General features: G+C 71.2%; 19 protein-coding genes. 8 read left to right on the plus strand and 11 right to left on the minus strand.

Annotated features, from left to right (window positions below):
- Positions 1–111: 111 nt before the first annotated feature.
- Complete coding sequence (icmF, locus tag AB0N03_RS43740; RefSeq protein WP_364385760.1) at positions 112–3345, minus strand: fused isobutyryl-CoA mutase/GTPase IcmF; 3234 nt, start codon at positions 3343–3345, stop codon at positions 112–114.
- 137 nt (positions 3346–3482) lie between these two features.
- Here icmF and AB0N03_RS43745 point away from each other — a divergent pair, with 137 nt between their 5' ends.
- The 4 genes from AB0N03_RS43745 to AB0N03_RS43760 all read left to right on the plus strand — a co-directional run bounded on the left by AB0N03_RS43745 (position 3483) and on the right by AB0N03_RS43760 (position 5521).
- Positions 3483–3812: a metalloregulator ArsR/SmtB family transcription factor gene (locus AB0N03_RS43745; protein WP_364385763.1), complete on the plus strand. Its 330-nt coding sequence runs from the start codon at positions 3483–3485 to the stop codon at positions 3810–3812.
- On the plus strand, positions 3805–4236 hold the full coding sequence (locus AB0N03_RS43750; RefSeq protein WP_364385766.1) for an SRPBCC domain-containing protein: 432 nt from the start codon (positions 3805–3807) through the stop codon (positions 4234–4236). The genes AB0N03_RS43745 and AB0N03_RS43750 overlap by 8 nt, the downstream gene beginning before the upstream one ends.
- Positions 4233–4883 (plus strand): DUF899 domain-containing protein, encoded by a 651-nt coding sequence (locus AB0N03_RS43755; RefSeq protein WP_364385769.1) that lies wholly within the window; start codon positions 4233–4235, stop codon positions 4881–4883. The genes AB0N03_RS43750 and AB0N03_RS43755 overlap by 4 nt, the downstream gene beginning before the upstream one ends.
- A 77-nt stretch (positions 4884–4960) precedes the next feature.
- Positions 4961–5521: a dihydrofolate reductase family protein gene (locus AB0N03_RS43760; protein ID WP_364385772.1), complete on the plus strand. Its 561-nt coding sequence runs from the start codon at positions 4961–4963 to the stop codon at positions 5519–5521.
- 40 nt (positions 5522–5561) lie between these two features.
- Here the strand turns inward: AB0N03_RS43760 and AB0N03_RS43765 are convergent, their stop codons facing one another.
- From AB0N03_RS43765 to AB0N03_RS43780, 4 genes are read right to left on the minus strand one after another with little or no spacing between them, the layout of a single operon-like run.
- Positions 5562–6125 carry an ATP/GTP-binding protein gene (locus AB0N03_RS43765; protein ID WP_284741211.1) on the minus strand — a complete coding sequence of 188 codons (564 nt, stop codon included), beginning with the start codon at positions 6123–6125 and terminating at the stop codon, positions 5562–5564.
- A 28-nt stretch (positions 6126–6153) separates the two neighbouring features.
- Positions 6154–6870, minus strand: a complete 717-nt coding sequence (locus AB0N03_RS43770; protein ID WP_364385775.1) for a DUF742 domain-containing protein — start codon at positions 6868–6870, stop codon at positions 6154–6156.
- 7 nt (positions 6871–6877) lie between these two features.
- Positions 6878–7330: a roadblock/LC7 domain-containing protein gene (locus tag AB0N03_RS43775; RefSeq protein ID WP_155542171.1), complete on the minus strand. Its 453-nt coding sequence runs from the start codon at positions 7328–7330 to the stop codon at positions 6878–6880.
- On the minus strand, positions 7327–11187 hold the full coding sequence (locus tag AB0N03_RS43780) for a nitrate- and nitrite sensing domain-containing protein (RefSeq protein ID WP_364385910.1): 3861 nt from the start codon (positions 11185–11187) through the stop codon (positions 7327–7329). Before AB0N03_RS43780 ends, AB0N03_RS43775 begins: the two co-directional genes overlap by 4 nt.
- A gap of 1023 nt (positions 11188–12210) precedes the next feature.
- On the opposite strand from AB0N03_RS43780, the gene AB0N03_RS43785 reads away from it, so the two are divergent.
- Both AB0N03_RS43785 and AB0N03_RS43790 read left to right on the plus strand, forming a co-directional pair.
- A complete protein-coding gene (locus tag AB0N03_RS43785) occupies positions 12211–12657 on the plus strand; it encodes a DUF485 domain-containing protein (RefSeq protein WP_364385778.1) in 447 nt (148 codons plus the stop codon).
- Positions 12654–14246 carry a cation acetate symporter gene (locus AB0N03_RS43790; protein WP_364385781.1) on the plus strand — a complete coding sequence of 531 codons (1593 nt, stop codon included), beginning with the start codon at positions 12654–12656 and terminating at the stop codon, positions 14244–14246. Before AB0N03_RS43785 ends, AB0N03_RS43790 begins: the two co-directional genes overlap by 4 nt.
- A gap of 18 nt (positions 14247–14264) precedes the next feature.
- On the opposite strand, the gene AB0N03_RS43795 is transcribed toward AB0N03_RS43790, so the two are convergent.
- Positions 14265–14831: a TetR/AcrR family transcriptional regulator gene (locus tag AB0N03_RS43795; RefSeq protein WP_364385784.1), complete on the minus strand. Its 567-nt coding sequence runs from the start codon at positions 14829–14831 to the stop codon at positions 14265–14267.
- A 135-nt stretch (positions 14832–14966) separates the two neighbouring features.
- On the opposite strand from AB0N03_RS43795, the gene AB0N03_RS43800 reads away from it, so the two are divergent.
- Positions 14967–16391, plus strand: coding sequence for an MFS transporter (locus tag AB0N03_RS43800; protein WP_364385787.1), 1425 nt, complete (start codon positions 14967–14969; stop codon positions 16389–16391).
- Here AB0N03_RS43800 and AB0N03_RS43805 read toward each other — a convergent pair.
- The 5 genes from AB0N03_RS43805 to AB0N03_RS43825 form a co-directional block, all read right to left on the minus strand.
- Positions 16369–16713, minus strand: a complete 345-nt coding sequence (locus AB0N03_RS43805) for a DUF3817 domain-containing protein (protein WP_364385790.1) — start codon at positions 16711–16713, stop codon at positions 16369–16371. The genes AB0N03_RS43800 and AB0N03_RS43805 overlap by 23 nt on opposite strands.
- A gap of 23 nt (positions 16714–16736) precedes the next feature.
- A complete protein-coding gene (locus AB0N03_RS43810) occupies positions 16737–17117 on the minus strand; it encodes a hypothetical protein (protein ID WP_364385913.1) in 381 nt (126 codons plus the stop codon).
- A gap of 230 nt (positions 17118–17347) precedes the next feature.
- The gene (locus tag AB0N03_RS43815) at positions 17348–18256 is read right to left on the minus strand and encodes a lytic murein transglycosylase (RefSeq protein WP_364385793.1); all 909 of its coding nucleotides are present in this window, start codon (positions 18254–18256) and stop codon (positions 17348–17350) included.
- Positions 18257–18375: 119 nt separating this feature from the next.
- A complete protein-coding gene (locus AB0N03_RS43820; RefSeq protein WP_285483327.1) occupies positions 18376–18858 on the minus strand; it encodes a helix-turn-helix transcriptional regulator in 483 nt (160 codons plus the stop codon).
- Between the two features lie 362 nt (positions 18859–19220).
- Positions 19221–19376: a hypothetical protein gene (locus AB0N03_RS43825; RefSeq protein ID WP_285483651.1), complete on the minus strand. Its 156-nt coding sequence runs from the start codon at positions 19374–19376 to the stop codon at positions 19221–19223.
- A gap of 135 nt (positions 19377–19511) precedes the next feature.
- Here AB0N03_RS43825 and AB0N03_RS43830 point away from each other — a divergent pair, with 135 nt between their 5' ends.
- Entirely contained in the window at positions 19512–20285 is a 774-nt protein-coding gene (locus tag AB0N03_RS43830; protein WP_364385796.1) for a crotonase/enoyl-CoA hydratase family protein, read from the plus strand.
- Positions 20286–20429: the final 144 nt, after the last annotated feature.

Here is a 20429-nt window from a genome sequence, read left to right on the forward strand (position 1 = left end):
CACTCTTTCCCACCCCCTCTTTTCTGCTTTTTTTTTACCCCCTGCGCTCCTCTACCTGGTGTTTTTTGTTAATGTGTTTACAACACTTCGCCCCACCCCACGACCGCGGGCTCAGACGTTGCGCCGGTACTGGCCCCCGACCTCGAAGAACGCTTCGGTGATCTGCCCCAGCGAGCACACCCGCGCGGCATCCATCAGCATCCCGAACAGGTTGCCGCCGCGGGTCGCCGCTTCGCGCAACGCCTTCAGCGCCTGCTGGGCCTCTTCGTGGTGGCGGTGCTGGAAGTCCGCCAGGCGGTCCAGCTGGGACTTCTTCTCGTCCTCCGTCGCGCGGGCCAGCTCGACCTCGACGTCGTCCTCGCCGGCGCGCGGGTTGCGGAACGTGTTGACGCCGACGATCGGCAGCGAGCCGTCGTGCTTCTTGCGCTCGTACAGGATCGACTCGTCCTGGATCTTGCCGCGCTGGTAGCCCGTCTCCATCGCGCCGAGCACGCCGCCGCGCTCCGAAATCCGGTCGAACTCCAGCAGGACGGCCTCTTCGACCAGCTCGGTCAGCTCGTCGATGACGAACGAGCCCTGCAGCGGGTTCTCGTTCTTCGACAGGCCCCACTCCTTGTTGATGATCATCTGGATAGCCATCGCGCGGCGCACCGACGACTCCGACGGCGTCGTGATCGCCTCGTCGAACGCGTTGGTGTGCAAGGAGTTCGCGTTGTCGTAGAGCGCGCAGAGCGCCTGCAGCGTCGTGCGGATGTCGTTGAAGCTCATCTCCTGCGCGTGCAGTGACCGCCCGGACGTCTGCACGTGGTACTTGAGCTTCTGCGACCGCTCGTTCGCGCCGTAGCGCTCGCGCATCGCCACGGCCCAGATCCGCCGCGCGACGCGGCCGAGCACCGAGTACTCCGCGTCCATGCCGTTGGAGAAGAAGAACGACAGGTTCGGCGCGAAGTCGTCGATGTCCATGCCGCGCGCCAGGTACGACTCGACGTAGGTGAAACCGTTCGACAGCGTGAAAGCCAGCTGCGAGATCGGGTTCGCCCCGGCCTCGGCGATGTGGTAGCCGGAGATGGACACCGAGTAGAAGTTGCGGACGCCGTGCTCGATGAACCACTCCTGGATGTCGGCCATCATCCGGAGGCTGAACTCGGTGGAGAAGATGCAGGTGTTCTGCCCCTGGTCCTCCTTGAGGATGTCGGCCTGGACGGTCCCTCGCACATTGCGAAGCGCCCACTCGCGCAGCTCGGCGGCCTCGGCGTCGGACGGCTCGCGGCCGTGCTCCTCGCGGAAGTCCGAGAGCTTCTGGTCGATCGCGGTGTTGAGGAAGAAGGCCAGGATCGTCGGCGCCGGGCCGTTGATCGTCATCGACACCGACGTGTTCGGCGCCGTCAGGTCGAAGCCGTCGTAGAGGACCTTCATGTCTTCGAGCGAGGCGATGGACACGCCCGATGTGCCGACCTTGCCGTAGATGTCGGGGCGGGTGTGCGGGTCGTGGCCGTACAGCGTCACCGAGTCGAACGCGGTCGAGAGCCGCTTCGCCTCCGAGTCGGCCGACAGCATCTTGAAGCGGCGGTTGGTGCGGAACGCGTCGCCCTCGCCGGCGAACATCCGCGCCGGGTCCTCGCCGTCCCGCTTGAACGGGAAAACCCCCGCGGTGTACGGGAAGTATCCGGGCAGGTGTTCGCGGCGCAGGAACGACAGCAGCTCACCGGACTCGGCGTAACGCGGCAGGGCGACGCGCGGGATCCGGTTGCCGGACAGCGTGTCGCGCCACAGCTGCGTGCGCAGCTCCTTGTCGCGGATCTTGACGACCAGCTCGTCCTGGCGGTACTCCTCGGCCAGCTCCCGGAACCGCGAGAGGAGCTCGGTCGACTCGCTGTCCACATCGGACTCCGCGGCGGCGAGCAGCCCGTCCAGCGCGTCGGTCGACGCGTCCACCTTGGACAGCTCGTCGCGCGCCAGCGCCAGCGCCTCGCGCTTGCGGACGGCGGCGACCTGCGCCTCGGTCTTCGCGTGGTAGCCACGCACGGTCTCGGAGATCTCGGCCAGGTAGCGGGCCCGGTTGCCCGGGATGACCGTCGAAGCGTCGGTGGACACCTTGCCCTCGACCTTCGGGAGTGTGCCGGCCGAGACGGTCAGCCCGCGCTCGGCGAGCAGGCCGCGCAGGTGCTGGTACAGCGCGGTGACGCCGTCGTCGTTGAACTTCGCCGCGCTCGTGCCGTAGACCGGCATGTCCTCCGGGCCCTGCGAGAAGGCCTCGCGGTTGCGCACCAGCTGGCGCGCGACGTCGCGGCGGGCGTCCTCAGCGCCGCGGCGCTCGAACTTGTTGATCGCGACGACGTCGGCGAAGTCGAGCATGTCGATCTTCTCCAGCTGCGACGCCGCGCCGAACTCCGGCGTCATCACGTATAGCGAGTCGTCCACGAAATCGACGATGCCGGCGTCCCCCTGGCCGATGCCCGGCGTCTCGACGATCACCAGGTCGTACCCGGCGGCCTTGCACGCTTGGATCGCCTCGCTCAGCCCGGCCGGGATCTCGCCGGACGTCGTGCGCGTCGCGAGCGAGCGGAAGTACACCGGGGAGCCGTCGAGGCAGTTCATCCGGATGCGGTCGCCGAGCAACGCGCCGCCGCCCTTGCGCCGCGACGGGTCGACGGCGAGCACCGCGATCCGCAGCTTGTCCTCCTGGTCGAGGCGGAAGCGGCGGATCAGCTCGTCGGTGAGCGACGACTTGCCCGAGCCGCCGGTCCCGGTGATGCCGAGCACCGGCACCTCGCGCTTGCCCGCGGCCTCGGTGATGCCGCTCAGCAGCTCGCCGGGCAGCTGCTCCGCCTGCAGCTGGGTGATGACGCGCGAGAGGGCGGCAACGTCACCGGAGAGCACCTTGTCCAGCGGCGGGGCCTCGGCCGCGAGGTCGACGTCGCAGACCTTGATCATCAGGTTGATCATGCCCGGCAGGCCCATTTCGTAGCCGTCCTCGGGCGAGAAGATGCGGGCGACGCCGCGCGAGTGCAGCAGGTCGATCTCCTCGCGCACGATCACCCCGCCCCCGCCGCCGAAGACCTTGATGTGGCCGGCGCCGCGCTCGCGCAGCAGCTCGACCAGGTAGGAGAAGTACTCGACGTGCCCGCCCTGGTAAGCAGAGATGGCGACACCCTGGACGTCCTCGGCGATGGCCGCGGTGGCCACCTCGTCGACCGACCGGTTGTGGCCGAGGTGGACGACCTCCGCGCCCTGCGACTGCAGGATCCGCCGCATGATGTTGATCGACGCGTCGTGACCGTCGAAGAGGCTCGACGCCGTGACGAACCGGACGGGGTGCGCGGGGCGGTACAGCTCACTGCTCATCGCCCCAGAATACTTTGACTTCCTACTATCGGAAACCCGAGGATCCGTGACGCGGATCTCAGGCCGTCGCGGGAGAACTTGACATCGTCCAGCTCGGCGCTATGTTTAACGAGTCCGTTAATTAACAAGGTGCTGAAATGACGACTGACCAGTTGAGCCGGACTTTCTCGGCGCTCGCCGACCCGACCCGGCGTGCCATCCTCGCCCGGCTGTCCGCCGGCGAAGCGACGGTGAACGAGCTCGCCGAGCCGTTCACCATGAGCCTGCCCGCGGTTTCGCGGCACCTGAAGGTGCTGGAACAGGCCGGGCTGATCACCCGCGGCCGCACCCGTCAGTGGCGGCCCTGCCGGCTGGAGGCGAAACCCTTGGCAGACGTCGCCGACTGGGTCGCGACCTACCGCCGGTTCTGGGACGACGGGTTCGACCGCCTCGAGGAGCACCTGAGGAGCCTGACCGGCGATGCCTGACCTGGAGATCACGCGCGTTTTCGACGCTCCGCGCGAACTCGTGTACGCCGCCTGGACACACCCGGACCACCTGGCGAGCTGGTTCGGTCCGCAGGGCTTCACCTGCTCCGCCGTCACCGTCGACCCGCGCCCCGGCGGCCGCTGGCGGGCGTGCATCCGCTCCCCCGAGGGCGAGGACCACTGGATGCACGGCGTCTACCGCGAGGTCAGCGGCCCCGAACGGCTGGTGTTCACCTTCGCCTGGGAAGCCCAGGAGCAGGAGACGCTCGTGACGATCGGCTTCGCCGACCTCGACGGCAAGACCGAAATGACCTTCACCCAGACCGGCTTCCCGACCGCCGCCGAGCGCGACGGCCACCACGAAGGCTGGACGTCGGCCTTCGACGACCTGACCGGCTTCATCCGAGGAAAGGACGACCGATGACCGCCACCACGCCCCAGATCGTCTCGCCGGAGGAATGGCAGGCGGCGCGCGACGCGCTGCTGGTCAAGGAGAAGGAGCACATGAAAGCGGCCGATCGCCTCGCCGCCGAGCGCCGCCGGCTGCCGATGGTCCGCTTCGACGCGAAGTACCCGTTCGAGGGCCCGGACGGGCGAGTCAGCCTGCTCGACCTGTTCGAGGGCCGCCGTCAGCTGATCGTCTACCACTTCATGCTGCACCCCGGCGACGAGGCGGGCTGCCCCGGCTGCTCGCTGCTCGTCGACAACATGCCGCACCTGGCGCACCTGCACGCCCGCGACGTCACGCTCAAGGTCGTCGCGCCGGCGACCCTGGCGGAGATCGAGCGGTACCAGGCGCGGATGGGCTGGGACGTGCCGTGGGTGTCCGCGCACGGCAGCGGGTTCACCGAGGACTGCGGCGTCGGCATGGGGTTCGGGGTGAGCGTGTTCCTGCGCGACGGCGACGACGTCCACCGCACGTACTTCACCTCCGGCCGCGGCGGCGAGATGTTCCTGGCCTCCCACCGCTACCTCGACGTCACGCCGCTGGGACGGCAGGAGGCGTGGGAGGAGGACAGCCACGGCGACGACGTGCCGAGCTCCTGGTGGCGCCGCCACGACGAGTACTGAGAAACTCCGGGCGGCCGTGTCCGGTCCGCCCGCACGGCTCCGACCTCCTGGTGCCGGCACTTCAGGAGGAGACGGAAATGCGCGAGATCGTCCACATGGTCCACACATCGCTCGACGGCTGCGTCGAGGGCCCGGCCGGGGAGTTCGACTGGCCGGTGCTGGGGCCCGAACTGTCGGCCCACTCGCAGGAGATGGCCGCCCGCTGCGGCGAGTTCGCCTACGGGCGGAAGGTCTGGGACATGATGTCCGCGTTCTGGCCGACCGCCGAGTCGGTCTCCGACGACCCGCACGACATCGCGTTCGCGCCGGTGTGGCGCGAGACGCCGAAGGTGGTGTTCTCGCGGACGCTGGAGAAGGCGGACTGGAACACGCGGGTGGTCGGCGGCCCGCTACCCGAGACGGTGGCCGCGTTGAAGGCCGAGCCGGGCAAGGACCTGCTGCTGATGGGCGGCGCGGAGCTGGCCGCCGAGCTGACGGCGCGCGGCTTGATCGACGAGTACCTGGTGTTCGTCCACCCGGTCGTCCTGGGCGGCACGAAGCGCCCGTTCGCCGAGGGCACGCCGCGGCTCGGGCTGGAGCTGGTCGAGTCGCGCGTGTTCGACGGACGGGTGGTGCTGCTGCGCCTGCGCCGAGCGTGAGCGGCGCCGGGCCCGGGGACTCCCCCGGGCCCTGACGGCGTCAGCGGTTCTTGGCCGCCCGCAGGGCGATCCACTGGCGCATCGCGTACTCGACCAGCGTGATCAGCGTCTGCTTCGTCGACTCGCGGTCCCGGGCGTCGCAGCGGACGATCGGGATGTTCGGGTCGATCGACAGGGCCTCGCGCACGTCGTTGATGTCGTGCTCCAGCACGCCGTCGAACGTGTTGACGCCGACGATGTACGGCAGGCCCCGGTCTTCGAAGAAGTCGATCGGCGCGAACGAGTCGGCCAGCCGGCGGGTGTCCGCCAGCACGACCGCGCCGATCGCGCCGCGGACGAGGTCGTCCCACATGAACCAGAACCGCTGCTGCCCGGGCGTGCCGAACAGGTACAGGATCAGGTCCGCGTCCAGCGACACCCGGCCGAAGTCCATCGCCACCGTGGTCGTCGACTTGCCCGGCGTGTGGTCGAGGTTGTCGACGCCGACGCTCGCGTCGGTCATCATCGCCTCGGTGGTGAGCGGCACGATTTCCGACACCGACCCGACGAAGGTCGTCTTGCCCGCGCCGAAGCCGCCCGCCACCACGATCTTGGCGGATGTCATGGTCGGGGGCGCGGTGTCCCGCGGTGCCTTAAAGCCGACGGAGTCCACTCAAAACCCTTTCCATCAACACCAGATGTGCCTCGGCGCCGTCATTGCCCGTTATCGTCTTGTGCACCGTGACCAGCCCGGCGTCGGCCGCGTCGCTGATCAGCACCCGGGCCACGCCCAAAGGCACCCGCAGGGCCGACACGATCTCGGCGACCGAACGGGGGGTCCGGCACTCTTCCATGATCGAGATGCACTCGATCTGCTCCGCGGCCACTTCGGGGAAGCCACCGGTGGCAGCGTAGTCCCTCGCGGAGACCAGTGTCTCCAGCTCCAGGGCGTAGTTCGCGCGGGTGCGGCCACCGGTGAGAGCGTAGGGCCGGACGATCGCCGTCTGGTCCTCGGGGGCGAGCGGCTGCTCGAACACCGCGGGCATGAGGAACTCGCCGCTGGGCGGACCCGGGTCGAACAGGCCGCCCGGTCTGGGGCCGTCCCCGTCCGTACTGCCGGGGGGCGAGACTAAAGAGGTCACTCGATCTCCTTGGTCGGCCGACGGCGCGGACGCCGGCGGTTCCGCGGCCGCGTGCGCACCGGCGGCCGGGGGTGGCGGGGACTCCTGGTTCTTCTTGCGCTTCCGGCGGGCACGGCCGGAATCCAGGGTGAACCCGTTGAGGACGTCGGCGAAGGTGCCGTCGTCCTCTCGCCCGGGGGGCCGCTGCCCCTCGGGTGGTTCGCCGCCGAATCCGGACCCCGTGCTCATCGCGCCATCATCCCACCGGTTCGCCGATCAGCGACCCACCCGAGCCCTGGAGCTGGGCGCGCAGCTCCGGGGTCAGGATCTGGCCGACCCGATCGACGAGCATCGTCATCTCGTAGGCGACCTGCCCGATGTCGCAGTTCGGGGCGGCGAGCACGGCCAGGCAGGACCCGTCGCTGATCGACATCAGCACCATGATCCCGAGCTCCATCTCGACGACGGTCTCGTTGACCGCACCCGCTTCGAAGCACCGGGCGGCGCCCTGGGTGAGGCTGACCAGGCCGGAGGCGACCGCGGCGAGCTGGTCGGCCCGGTCGAGCGGCAGCCGGTTCGACGCGCTCAGCAGCAGCCCGTCCGCCGAGACGACCACGGCGTGGGCCACGCCGGGCACCCGCTCCGCGAAGTCGTTGATCAGCCAGCCGAATTGGTTCTGCGGCGGCTGTGCGCTACTCGGCGAGGTCATTCACCCTCCAGTGTCTCGTGGTTGGTCTCGGCCCGCGCGGTGCGGTGGCGGCCGCGCTCGATGCCCTGCTGGAAGCTTCGCAGGCGGCCGCGCACGTCGTGTGCGTCCCGTTGTGGTCGGGGGGCCGTGGCCCCGGTGGGCGGTCCGGCGCTGCCCGGGAGCAGCTGCTCCCCGCGACGGCGCCGGGGCAATCCTGCCGAAGTGAACGTGGCAGGTGCCGACTGGGACACCGCTTGCACCGCTTTCCAGCCTTCATCGGTGCCGAAGTTCCACTCGGCGGTGGCCTCCACGGCGCTCTCTTCGCGGCGCGGGGCCGGGGTTTCCGGCGCGGTGCCCCGGCGGGACGGCAGGGCCGACGGTGCCCCGGCGGTGTCCTGGCCCGGCTCCGGGAAGGCCGGGGGCGGCTGGTCCGGCGCGCTGAAGGGGGCCGGCCGGGGCGACGGCCGCGGCTGCCGGCTCGGCAGCGGCGCGGGCTGCGGGCGAGCGGCCGGTTCGCCGGGCTCCGGCGCGGCGGGCTGCCGGAGGTCGCCTTGCTGCGGCACGGACCGGTCCGGGGCGTCGGGCCGAGCCGCGGGTTCCTGTCCCGGCCGCGACAGGCCACTCGGCCGGAAAGCCGCCGATTGCTGCGATGCGGGCTCGTCCGGCTGCGACAAGCCATTCGGCTGGAACGCGCCAGGCTGCTGCGATGCCGGCTCACCCGGCTGCGACAAGCCGTTCGGCTGAAAGGCCGCCGGGTGCTGCACCGGGGCACCCGGCTGCGGTCCCCGTTGCGGCAAACCGTTCGGCCGGCTCCCACCGGGCTGCGGCGAGGCGGGCGCGGCCCCTTGCTGCCCCCGCTGCGGCAGGCTGTTCGGCTGCGGCGAGGCCGCGGGTTCACCCGGCGGGAAGGCCGGCGCCTGCCGAGCAGTCCCGGCTGCCTGCGCCGAAGCGTCCGGCTGAGGCGCGGCGGCAGTCGGCTGCGGAGCCGCCGGAGTCCGCTGCGACTCGCCCGGCCCGGCCGGCGCCTGCGGGTTCGCCGCGGCCCGGCGGGCCTGCTGGCGGCCGCGGGTCACGCCCTGCTGGAAGCTGCTCAGCCGCCCGCGCACGTCCGCCGGGTCGCGGACCGGGAGGTCGGCGCGGGCCGGGGCCGGGGCCGCCGGTGCTGCGGGGTTCGGGGTCGCGCTGCCCGGCATGAGCTGCTCGCCGCGCCGGCGGCGGGGCAGTCCCGCCTCGGTGAACGCCGTCGGTTCCGACTTCGTGACCGCCTGGACCGTGCGGAAGTTCTCGTCGCTCGCGAAGTCCCAGCTGCGTCGTTCTTCCGGAGCGGCCGGCTTGTCCGGCACGGCTTCTTCCGCCGCGGCCGGCTCTTCCGAAGCGGCGGCCGGCTTCTCGGCGGGCTTGTCCTCGCGGAACCACGCCGACAGCATCTCGTCGAAGATCGGCGTCGTCTCCGAGCGGTCCGGCGCCGGGGCCGGAGGCGGCGTGGGCGCCGGAGCGGGCTCCGGCTTCGCGGTCGCCTGGCGCCACCAGTCGCTGAGCGTCGTTTCGTTGGCGGAGAACAGGTCCTTGCCCGCCGGCAGGATCCCGGAGCGGGGCGGGTCGGGCACCGGCAGGACCGTGGGCACCGGGGGCGGCGGCGGGACGTCGTCGTCCTTCGGCAGCGGGGCGAACAGGTCGGTCCCGGAGATCTCCAGGTCGGACGGCGGGCGCGGGGCCGTGGGGCCGTGACCGTTCGTCAGCCCGGCGAGGTCGCTCGCCGACGGCCAGCGCTCCTCCCCCATCGCCGGCTGCTGCGGAACCACCGGCCGCGGCCGGTGGTTGCCGTTGACCTGGCGGCGCGGCAACCGGTTGCCCGCCGCGGGGCTCGCGGGGTGCTGCTGCGGCGCGCCGATCGGGCCCGTCCTCGGGCCGTCGGTCACCGGCATCACCAGCTCCGCCGGGACGACGACCGTGGCGCGGACGCCGACGATGTCCTTGCCGCCGTGCAGCGACACCCCGATCCGGTGCCGGCTGGCCAGCCGGCCGACGACGAACAGGCCCATCCGGCGCGAGGTGGCCAGGTCGACCGACCCGGCTTCGGTCAGCCGGGTGTTCGCCTCGGCGACCTCGGCCTCGTTCATGCCGATGCCCTTGTCGAGGATGTCGACGTTGAGCGTGCCGTCCTCGCCCAGCCGCGACGCCACGGTCACGCTGGTCTCCGGCGCGGAGAACGCCGTCGCGTTGTCCAGCAGCTCGGCGACCAGGCGCATCAGGTCGCTCGCGGCGTAGCCGACGATCCGGGCCGGGGGCGGCGGCTGGACCTGGACCCGTTGGTACTGCTCGATCTCCGACACGGCGGCGCGCAGCATGTCGGTGGTGCCGACCGGCTTGCCGGACCGGCGGCCCGGCTCGGCGCCCGACAGCACCATCAGGTTCTCGTTGTTGCGCCGCATCCGGGTGGCGAGGTGGTCGAGCTGGAACAGCGTGGCCAGCTGGTCGGCGTCCTCCTCGTCCCGCTCCAGCTGCTCGATCAGCTGCAGCTGCCGCTGCACCAGGCTCTGGCTGCGCCGCGACAGGTTGACGAAGACGCTGCCGAAGCCGGTGCGCATCGCGGCCTGCTCGGTCGCCAGCCGCAGCGCCTGGTGGTGCACCTTGTCGAAGGCCCGCGCCACCTCGCCGACCTCGTCCTCGGTCTGCACCGGCACCGGCACGACGGCGGTGCCCTGCGCGCGGCCCTCCTGGATGTTGCGGACCGCTTCGGGTAGCGCGGTCTCGGCGACGTCGAGGGCGCTGCGCCGCAGGGCCTTCAGCGAGCGCAGCAGCTGCCGGGTGATGAGGAAGACGACCGCGACGGCGAGCACCATCGCGGCGAACAGCAGCACCGCGAGCAGGCCGGCGCCGCTGCTGGCGTCGTCGACCAGCTGCGCCGAGGTGGCCGACGCCGACGCGCCGAGCCGGTCGGCGACCTGGCCGACCTGCGCCCGCATCGCCGCGGACACGGCGTTCCAGTCGGCCGCCGACAGGGCGCGGAAGGCGTCGTCCACCGCGTCGCCCTGGGCGTTCAGCACGGACTCGACCATCCGGGCCCGGCCTTGCGCCTGCGTGCCTTCGGCGATCGCCGCGAAGTCGCGCTGCAGCGTGTCGCCCGCCGCGGAGCGGAAGTCGACGAGCCGGTCGGCCAGCCGCAGCTCGGCGGCGCGCAGCGTGGCCAGTTCGCTCGGCGTCAGCGCGGCGCGGGCGATGCCGTAGGAGACCATCGCCTGGCTGAGCGACACCTGCTCGCCCGCGACGAGCAGCTCGTGCAGCCCGGCGGGAGTGCCGCCCAGGGTGCCGTCGCCGGCGCCCGCGGTGGCCGCCGTGTCGAGGCCGATCAGCGAACCGGTGATCCCGGAGTAGGCGGTGACGGCCTGCGCCGGGTCGAGCTGGCCGCCGTCGACCTGGCGGCGGAGGAAGCCGAGGTTGTTGACCTGCGCGGTGGCCGCGCCGGCGGCACCGGCGACGCCGGGCTCGACCGCGGACGCGCGGGCCTGCGCCGCGGTGAACGGCCCGACCGCGGCGTCCGTCGCCTTGCGGGCCGCGGTCAGCCCGGGCGTGCCGCCGACGATGCCGTCGGTCAGCATCGCCGCGGTGACCGTGCGTTCCTGTTGCAGGGCACCGGTGAGCGCACGCGTCTGGCCGCCGAGCTCGACGAGCCGGTCGAGCCGCTGGTACTCGCCCGAGCGGCCGACCTGGCCGGCGATCGTCGTGATGCCGAGCACCAGTGCGAGGACGATGGGGACGACGGTGACGGCCGAAAGCTTGACGGGCAGGCTCCAGTCGCGCCAGCGCACGAGGGCGCGCCACGCGTCCTTCCCCTTGGACCGCCGGGGTGCTCGGCCGAGCAGCTCCCCCACGGGCACCTGACCTTCTCCTGCAACGGTCACGTGAGTGACTCCCTGTCCGGCGTCATGGATCCGCGTCGGCGGCGCGGTGTCCCGGCTCGCGGCGGGCCGCCGGACGGTCGTGCCGCCCGTGCCCTGCCGCGTCCCCGGTACCCTCGCTCGTCCCCGGCCGCCCGGCCGGCCGCGCGCCCGTCACCGGGCAGGCACCGTCGCGCTGGTCCCGAAGTCCCGTGCAAGGGACAGTGCACGTGCACGGCGCAACTTGCGTTCTGCACGGTCGTCGAGATCAACTTAATCGGTGCCAATCGATCGCTGCGGTCAGCTGGGCCAAAGAATCGTACCCCCGATGCCCGGACGGTCAATTTTGTTCCCCACCCGGGCGCTGACCTGCGAAAAGTGCTTTCCCGACCGGAAATCATCCCCGACATTCGACCTCGCTGCCCCCGAAGAGGGAATTCCGGTTACCGGACTCGTCTCACCCAGGCATCCGGCCGTCACCCGATTAGCCCATGCAGGGCAGCATAGTACCTCGGACGATCTACACTCTGTACCCCCATCGAGTGGGTCAAGTCTCAAGGTGTGCCCGATGTTGTGGCGTTGCCCCCCGCCGGGCCCCGACCTGGTGATTTCTTTCGAGACCGCCTGCTGACCAGTGGATCTTCGCCGCCCCGCCCGCACCCGGACGACACGCTCCGGGGCCATCTCCCGGACTTCGACTACCCCCGGTGACCAGCTCGAACCGTCCTTCGACGGGGTTACCCCGTTCGCCGCAGCAACCGCCGGATGCGACAACGTGGCGTCACAATTCTTTTCATCATTACGGGTGATCCGGCCGTGATCTTGTAGCGATGGCGCATTCGACGCTTTCGACAGGAAATCGAATACCTCGCCATCCCCGCGCGCTACTCCACCGGCCACCTTCGATGTCCGCCGGACGGCCTAGTTACGATGTTCGCCTCGCAGTCCGCAAGGGCGGCCCGGCACCCTGTCCGCAGGCGCCCGGAGCCCCGCCGCCACGGAGGCACTCTGCCGGAGGCACCCATGTACGACGTCGCGCGTCCCGCGGCGGGCAACCCCCTCGAAGAGACCGGCCAGATGCCGGCCCTGTTCACCGGGGACCGCCCGTCCGACAGCCAGCACCGCCAGCACCACCGGCCCGTTCCCCGCTCGGGCCCCGACTACGCCGCGATCCAGGCCAGCCGCGAGTTCGTCTCGCTGCGGCGGCGGTTCCGGGCCTTCGTCTTCCCGATGAGCTTCGCCTTCTTCGCCTGGTACATGACGTACGTGCTGCTGGCCGCGTACGCGCACGACTTCATGAGCACCAAGGTGTTCGGCCAGGTCAACGTCGGCATGCTGCTCGGCGTCGGCCAGTTCGCCAGCACCGCGCTGGTCACCTGGCTCTACCTGCGCTACGCGCGCCGCCACGTCGACCCCCGCGTGGCCGAGCTGCGGGCCCGCGCGGGCCTGCCGGAAGGGACCCGCCGATGACCGCGCTCGCCGCCGAAGGGACGCCGGCCAGCAACCCGGTCGTCAACACCGCCGTGTTCGCCCTCTTCGTGGCGATCACGCTCTACGTCGTCTACCGGGCCAGCAGCCGGAACTCCTCGACGGCCGACTACTACGCCGCGGGCAGCGCGTTCACCGGGCGCCAGAACGGCATCGCGCTCTCCGGCGACTTCCTGTCGGCCGCGTCGTTCCTCGGCATCGCCGGCGCCATCGCGATGCACGGCTACGACGGCTTCCTCTACTCCATCGGCTTCCTCGTCGCCTGGCTGGTCGACCTGCTGCTGATCGCCGAACTGCTGCGCAACACCGGCCGCTTCACGATGGGCGACGTCCTGAGCTTCCGGATGAAGCAGCGCCCGGTCCGCGCGGCGGCGGCGACGTCGACGCTGGTGATCTCCTTCTTCTACATGCTGGCGCAGATGGCCGGCGCCGGCGGCCTGGTGGCGCTGCTGCTGAACGTCCACTCCAAGCTCGGCCAGGCGCTGGTGATCGGCGTCGTCGGCCTGGTCATGGTGCTGTACGTGCTGGTCGGCGGGATGAAGGGCACCACGTGGGTGCAGATCATCAAGGCGACCATCCTGCTGCTGTGCGGCGCGCTGCTCACGGTGTTCCTCTTCGGCAAGTTCGGCTTCTCGTTCTCGAACCTGCTCTCCTCGGCCGCGGAAAACAGCCCGCTCGGCGACAAGCTCCTGGAGCCGGGCGGCTCGTACGGCAAGAACGGCACCACGAAGCTCGACTTCGTGTCCCTGGCGCTGGCGCTGGTGCTCGGCGCGGCGGCGCTGCCGCACGTGCTGATGCGCTTCTACACGGTGCCGAACTCCCGCGAGGCCCGGCGCTCGGTGGTGTGGGCGACGGCGTGCATGTTCCTGTTCTACCTGTGCACGCTGGTGATCGGCTTCGGCGCGGCCGCGCTGGTCGGCGCGGACGAGATCAAGGCCGCGCCCGGCGGGGAGAACTCCGCGGCACCGCTGCTGGCCCTGCACGTCGGCGGGACGCTGCTGCTGGGCATCATCGCCGCGGTGGCGTTCGCGACGATCCTCGCGGTGGTGGCCGGGCTGACGATCACCGCGTCGGCGTCCTTCGCCCACGACGTCTACGCGAACATCTTCAAGCAGGGCAAAGCGGAGCCGGCGGACGAGGTCCGGGTGGCGCGGCTGACCGCGATCGTGGTCGGGGCGCTGGCCATCGTCGGCGGGGTACTGGCGAACGGGCAGAACATCGCGTTCCTGGTCGCGCTGGCGTTCGCGGTGGCGGCGTCGGCGAACCTCTCGACGCTGCTGTTCTCGCTGTTCTGGAAGCGGTTCAACACGACGGGCACGCTGTGGGGCATCTACGGCGGCCTGGCCGCGTCCCTGCTGCTGGTGCTCTTCTCGCCGGTCGTTTCGGGCGCCCCGGACGCGATCTTCAAGGGCATCGACTTCGCCTGGTTCCCGCTCAAGAACCCGGGCCTGGTGTCGATCCCGTTCTCGTTCCTCTGCGGGTTCGTCGGCACCCTGGTGGGCAAGCCGAAGGCGGACGCGGAGAAGCACGCGGAGATGGAGGTCCGGTCCCTCACCGGGATCGGCAGCTGACCCCCCGGGCGGCCTGCGTCACGCGCGCAGGCCGTCCAGGATCACGTTCAGCACGCGTTTCCCGTCTTCCGGGCTGCAGTTGCGCACCGCCATGCCGGCGCCGTGGCCCAGGCGCAGGACGTCGGCCCCCACGACGTCCGGCCGGATCAGGCCCGCGTCCCGGGCCGTGTCGACCAGGACGCCGGTCGCGTCGCGCAGGCGTTTCTGGCAGTACTGGAAGGTTTCCGAGCCCGAGTCGATCGACTCCTTGAGGATCGTGGCCAGCTTGTGCCGCTCCACGACCCAAGTGACCTGCTCGATCAGCCACGCCTCGAGCGCCTCCCACGGCGGCAGCTCGTCGTGCAGCACGTACGCGCGGTCGGCGAGCACCGCGATCTCGTCGCGGTAGACCGCTTCGAACAGCTTCTCGCGGGTCGGGAAGTGCCGGTAGAGCGTGCCCGCTCCGACGCCCGCCTTCTTGGCGACGTCGTCGAGCGGCACATCGGCGCCGTGGGCGGTGAAGAGGTCCTTCGCCGTCGCGACGATGCGCTCGTAGTTGCGTCGCGCGTCCGCCCGCATCGGACGCTCCGTGTCCCCACCCGGCATCCCGGCCTCCTCGCCACTTAACCGGAGAGATTCTCCGAATTCACTTGCGCATCCGGAGACGCTCTCCATATTATCGGATCGCACGCAAGTGGAGAACATCTCCGCTTCTTCTCTTACTCCTCGGGGGAGTATCTCTTGTCCCAGCAAACGATCCACCGTGCGGTCGAGCCTGCCCCGGCCCGCCGCAGCGGGCTGGTCCTCGCGATCATCCTGACCTGCCAGCTCATGCTCATCCTCGACGCGACCGTGATGAACGTCGCGCTCCCGCGCATCCAGTCCGACCTGGGGTTTTCGGCCACCGGCCTGTCCTGGGTGATGACGGCCTACAGCCTGGTCTTCGGCGGTCTGCTGCTGCTCGGCGGCCGCGCGGGCGACCTGTTCGGGCGGCGCCGGATGTTCGTCGCGGGCACCGCGCTGTTCACCCTCGCGTCGCTGGCCGGCGGCCTCGCCGGCTCGGCCACGCTGCTCGTCGCCGCCCGCGTCCTGCAGGGCGTCGGCGCCGCCATGGCCGGGCCGAGCACGTTGGCCCTGGTCACGACCACCTTCACCGAAACCAAGGCCCGCGTCCGGGCGCTGGCGCTGTTCTCCGCGATGTCCAGCGGCGGGTTCGCGATCGGCCTGATCGTCGGCGGCCTGCTCACCGAGTGGATCTCGTGGCGCGCGGCGCTGTTCATCAACGTCCCGTTCGGCCTCGCGATCGTGCTGCTCGCGCCGCGGTTCGTGCCCGAACCGGAGCGCCGGCCCGCGCACCTCGACCTGCCCGGCGCGATCACCGGCACCCTGGGCGTCGGCTCGCTCGTGTTCGCCTTCACCCACGCGGCGTCCGACGGCTGGGGCAACCCCGTGACGCTCGGCTCGCTCGCCGGCGGCCTGGCGCTGCTGACCGCGTTCGTCGCGATCGAAGCCCGCACCGCGATGCCGCTGGTCCCGCTCCGGCTGTTCGCCGACCGCAACCGCAGCGCGGCCTACGTCAACTTCTTCCTCGGCCCGATGGCCATGATGTCGATGTTCTTCTTCCTCACCCAGTTCATGCAGGACATCCGGCACTTCGCGGCGCTGGCCACCGGCTTCGCGTTCCTGCCGATGGCGGCGCTGATCTTCACGATGAGCCGGCTCGTGCCGCGGCTGCTCCCGCGCTACGGCCCGAAGCCGCTGGCCGTCACGGGGTCGTTGCTGATGGTCTCCGGCGTGGCCTGGCTCGCGCTGCTCACGACGGACAGCACGTACTTCCCCGCGTTGCTGGGGCCGCTGCTGCTGATGGGACTCGGCGGCGGGCTGGCGTTCGCGCCGCTGAACGTGATCGTGATGGCCACCGTGCCCAGCGAGGACGCGGGTGCCGCGGGCGGCGTGCTGCAGACGATGCAGCAGGTCGGCAGCACGCTCGGGCTGGGTGTCCTGATCACGGTGTTCGGGTCGGCGACCCGCTCGTCGGGCGCGACGGGACCCCAGCTCGTGGTCGACGGCATGACGGCGGCGTTCGCCACGGCCGCGGTGTTCGCGGCGGGCACGTGCGTGGTGGCGTTGACGTTCCGGCGGGTTACAGCTTCTGCCCGGCCTTGACCTTGTGCGTCACCCGGCGCTCGACGAGGAACGAGACGAACGGGACGCAGCCGGCCAGCAGCACGAGCACGGTGCCCTTGATCGACCAGCGGGCCTTGATCGCCAGGTCGATGGTCAGCACCAGGTAGATCATGTACAGCACGCCGTGGATCGGCGAGTACACGGCCGACGGGGTGGGGTTGTCGAAGCCGTAGCGCAGCACCATCACGAAGCAGAGGCCGAGCAGGCCGACACCGGTGACGTAGGCGGCGGTGCGGAACCGGACCAGGGGGCCGGAGAGCGGCACCGCGGTCTGGGCGGCACCTTCGGTGCTGGTGGTCATCGGGACGTCCTCACTCTGCGGCCTCACTCTGCGGCCTGCTGATCGCGGGCGTTCAGCTCGCGCAGGTAACGGTTGTACGCGGCCAGCTCCTCGTCCTCGTCCGTCAGCGGCGCCTCCACGGCGTCGGGGCGGAGGCGGGGGGCGGGCACCTCGGCGACGGGGGCCGGGGTTTCGTCCGCCGTCCCGTCGGTTTCGGCCTTCTGGGCGAGCTTGCGGATCCGCCAGAACATGAAGGCCGGGAACAGGCCGAAGAGCGGCCACTGCAGGACGTAGCCGAGGTTCTGGAAGGTGCCGTTCGCCGAGGTGAAGCGGTCCCACTGCCACCAGGCGAGCCCACAGCAGACGAGCAGGCTCACCACACAGGTCGCAACGATCGCGATCCGGCGCCCCCAGGGGGAAGCCACCGGCGGAGGGGAAGCTGGCACGGCTTCGACGCTAGCACTGGCCCACTGAGAGAAGCCCGGCCCCCGCCCTCCCAGGCAGGGCCCGACAAAGTCACGTTTGCCGGGCGGGACGTCATGAAAGGGTCGTTCATGACGCTGGACGACAGGAAAGAGTCGTTCATGACCCCGCCAACCGTCGCGAATGACTCATTCGCGACACCCGACTCCGCCCAGCACCACCCGCGGGCACCTCAGCCTTGCTTGCGCACCGACTGCGCCCCCTTGGCGTACCCGTCCGCCAAGCCGAACACCTTCTGCGCGTACTCCGTCGAGTTGTTGTACGACAGGATCCCCGCCCACCACCCCGATGGGCTCGCCATGTCGCGCCCGCCCGCGCACAGGTATCGCGCCGCCGCCAAGGCCGCGTCGTCGATCTGCTGGGGGTCGCCGAGGCCGTCGCCGTTGCCGTCGGCGGCCCACTTGCGCCACGTGCTCGGGATGAACTGCATCGGCCCGACCGCGCGGTCGACCCCCGCGTCGCCGTCGTAGCGGCCGCCGTCCGTGTCGCCGATCGCCTGGACGCCCGCGGACCCGTCGAGCGGGACGCCGGTGATCGGCTTCGACGGGCGGCCGTCCGCGCCGAGCACGGCGCCCGCGTACTGGCCGTGGTTGGACTCGATCCGGCCGATGCCCGCGAGCGTCGCCCACGAGATCTCGCACTTCGGCTGGTCCGCGCGCATCGCCAGCTCGGCGTTGCCGTAGGCCTGCAACGCCCGCGCCGGGACGCCGGTGACCGCCGCGACCTGGCTCGCCCACTGGGTGAGCGTCGCCGGACCGGTGCGGTGGGCCTGCTGGGGAGAAGTCTGCTGCTCGGCCCCGCCCGCGACGGCGCCGCCGGCCGGTGCGACCGACCCGGGCCGGACGTCGGCCGCCTTGACCTGCAGGGCGGGGATTTCGGTCGTGGTGGGACTCGCCTCCGGCGTCGACGCGCGGGTGACGAGCCAGATCCCGCCGCCGGCCACGGCCAGCACGGCGAGGACCACGACCAATCGGGTGAGCACTGCGACGCTCTGGGAGCGCGGCGCCGGTCCGGCGGGGGCGGCTTCCTCGACGCTCGCGTCGATCGGGTCGTCCTCGTTCTTTCCGGTCCTGGTGCGCACGAAACTCCGGTCCTCCAGCGTGGTGTCGACGAAGTGTCAACGAGCCCGCGCAGGTTAGCGTTACGCGGGTCGTCGCGATCGTCTCACCACGCCGGTTCACCCGGCCGTGCGGAAAAGGGTCAGGCGGACTTCTGCTGCCGCGCGAGCCGCGCGACGCACCAGGCCGGGGCACTGCCGCGGCGGAGGTGCTGCAGAACGGTCATCGGCCCGAGCCGGCGGCTCAGGTCGGACGGCGCGAGCCCGGCCGCCCGGTAGTCGAGGGCCCGCTGGTCGAGCGGGCTGAGACCGGCGTCCCACCACTCCTCGGCCTCGGCGACGCCGCCGACCATCTGCCACCAGCCCGCGGCGGCGGTGAGGAGCTCTTCGGGCACTTCCGGCAGCCGTCGGCGCATGGCGTCGAGGTAACCGGGGTCGGCCGACTCGACCGGGACGAACCGCTGCTGCCCGGAGCGCGCACGCTGGCCGGGGATGCCCGGGGCCTGCGCCGGAGCGTCCGCCAGCCACGCGGACGCGATGCGGTCGACCTCCTGCTCTTCGGGGGTCTGCTCGCGCTCGGCGGCCCATTGCCGGATCAGCGCGTCCACTCCGGGATCTCCGGTCATCCCTGCCTCCTAGGTAGGTCCCCGACGGACAGGCCCTGACACCTGTCCCACGCGGTGGTGCCGCACGCACCAACCTGCACCTTGCTGAGTGGAAACTGCCTGCGTACCGGGGGTCTCCGGGGGGAGGGCGAACCACCCGATCACGCAATGTGAGCACCGTAGGGCCGGGGTGGTCTCCTTCGCCAGACCCCGGCAGGCACGAATTCGCCGACCTGCGCGTTTTCGGCTGCAATCCACCCGGATGGTCGAGCGCTGAGTCCGAAATCCGAGATTCGTGACACTCAGTGATTTACCGTCCGCTAACACACAGGGTGACGACCGGCGCCGCCCGCTGCGGTGCCGGTCAGGCGGGTTTCCGGTGGTCAGGAGAAGAGCGACCGGAAGAACGTCACGATCGCTTCGGCGCCGTCCTTGAGCCAGCCGAGGACGCGGTGCACGAAGTCGGCGGACTGGGTGGGCTGGGTGATCAGGAAGAAGAGCACGAGCGCGACCACGCCGACGATGAGAACTTTCTTCATGCCGCTCGACATGCGCTTCCTCCCGGGCTCGCCGTCCCCGTCCTGGGAGTGGCCACGCCAATACTCTAGGGAAGGCTTGCCCCGAAGACACCCCGATCAACCCCCGATCACCCCGAGCGGCCCCGAGGAGCGGCGATGACCCGGAACGTGCTGGTCGAGCGGGACGGCGAAGTGACGACGGTCACCATCGACCGCCCCGCCGCCCGCAACGCCGTCGACGGACCGACCGCGGCCGAGCTGGCCGACGCGTTCCGCACGTTCGACGCCGATCCCGATGCCGCCGTCGCGGTCCTCACCGGATCGGGTGGCGCGTTCTGCGCCGGCGCGGACCTCAAGGCCATCGGCACCGACCGGGTGAACCGCACCCACCCGGACGGGGACGGCCCGATGGGCCCGACCCGGCTGAGGCTCGGCAAGCCGGTGATCGCGGCCGTCCACGGGCACGCCGTCGCGGGCGGGCTGGAGCTCGCGCTGTGGTGCGATCTGCGGGTAGCGGACGCCACGGCGGTGTTCGGGGTCTTCTGCCGCCGCTGGGGCGTGCCGCTGATCGACGGCGGCACGGTCCGGCTGCCGCGGCTGATCGGCCAGTCGCGGGCGATGGACCTGATCCTGACGGGCCGGCCGGTCGAGGCGGCCGAGGCGCTGGAGATCGGCCTGGCGAACCGGCTCGTGCCGGCCGGTGAAGCCGTTTCCGCGGCGCAGGAGCTGGCGCGGCAGCTCGCGGCGTTCCCGCAGGCGTGCCTGCGGGGCGACCGGCTCTCGGCGCTCGACCAGTGGGGGAAGTCCGAAGAGGACGCGCTCGCGGCTGAGTTCCGGGCGGCGATGGGCGCGGGCGTGCTGGCGGCGGAGGCGGTCGACGGCGCGGCCCGGTTCGCGGGCGGAGAGGGCCGGCACGGCACCTTCACGTGATCAGCGGGGCATCTCGCGTGATCAGCGGGGCATCACCCGTGACTGGCGGGGCATCTCGCGACCCCTTGGTCACGGGTTCCGGTCCGTCACCGGGCGTGGCTCGACCGGGTGGATCCCCGGATCCCGGGGCGATTCCGGTCAGGC

Source organism: Amycolatopsis sp. NPDC051061 (assembly GCF_040682935.1).
Classification (GTDB): Bacteria; Actinomycetota; Actinomycetes; order Mycobacteriales; family Pseudonocardiaceae; genus Amycolatopsis.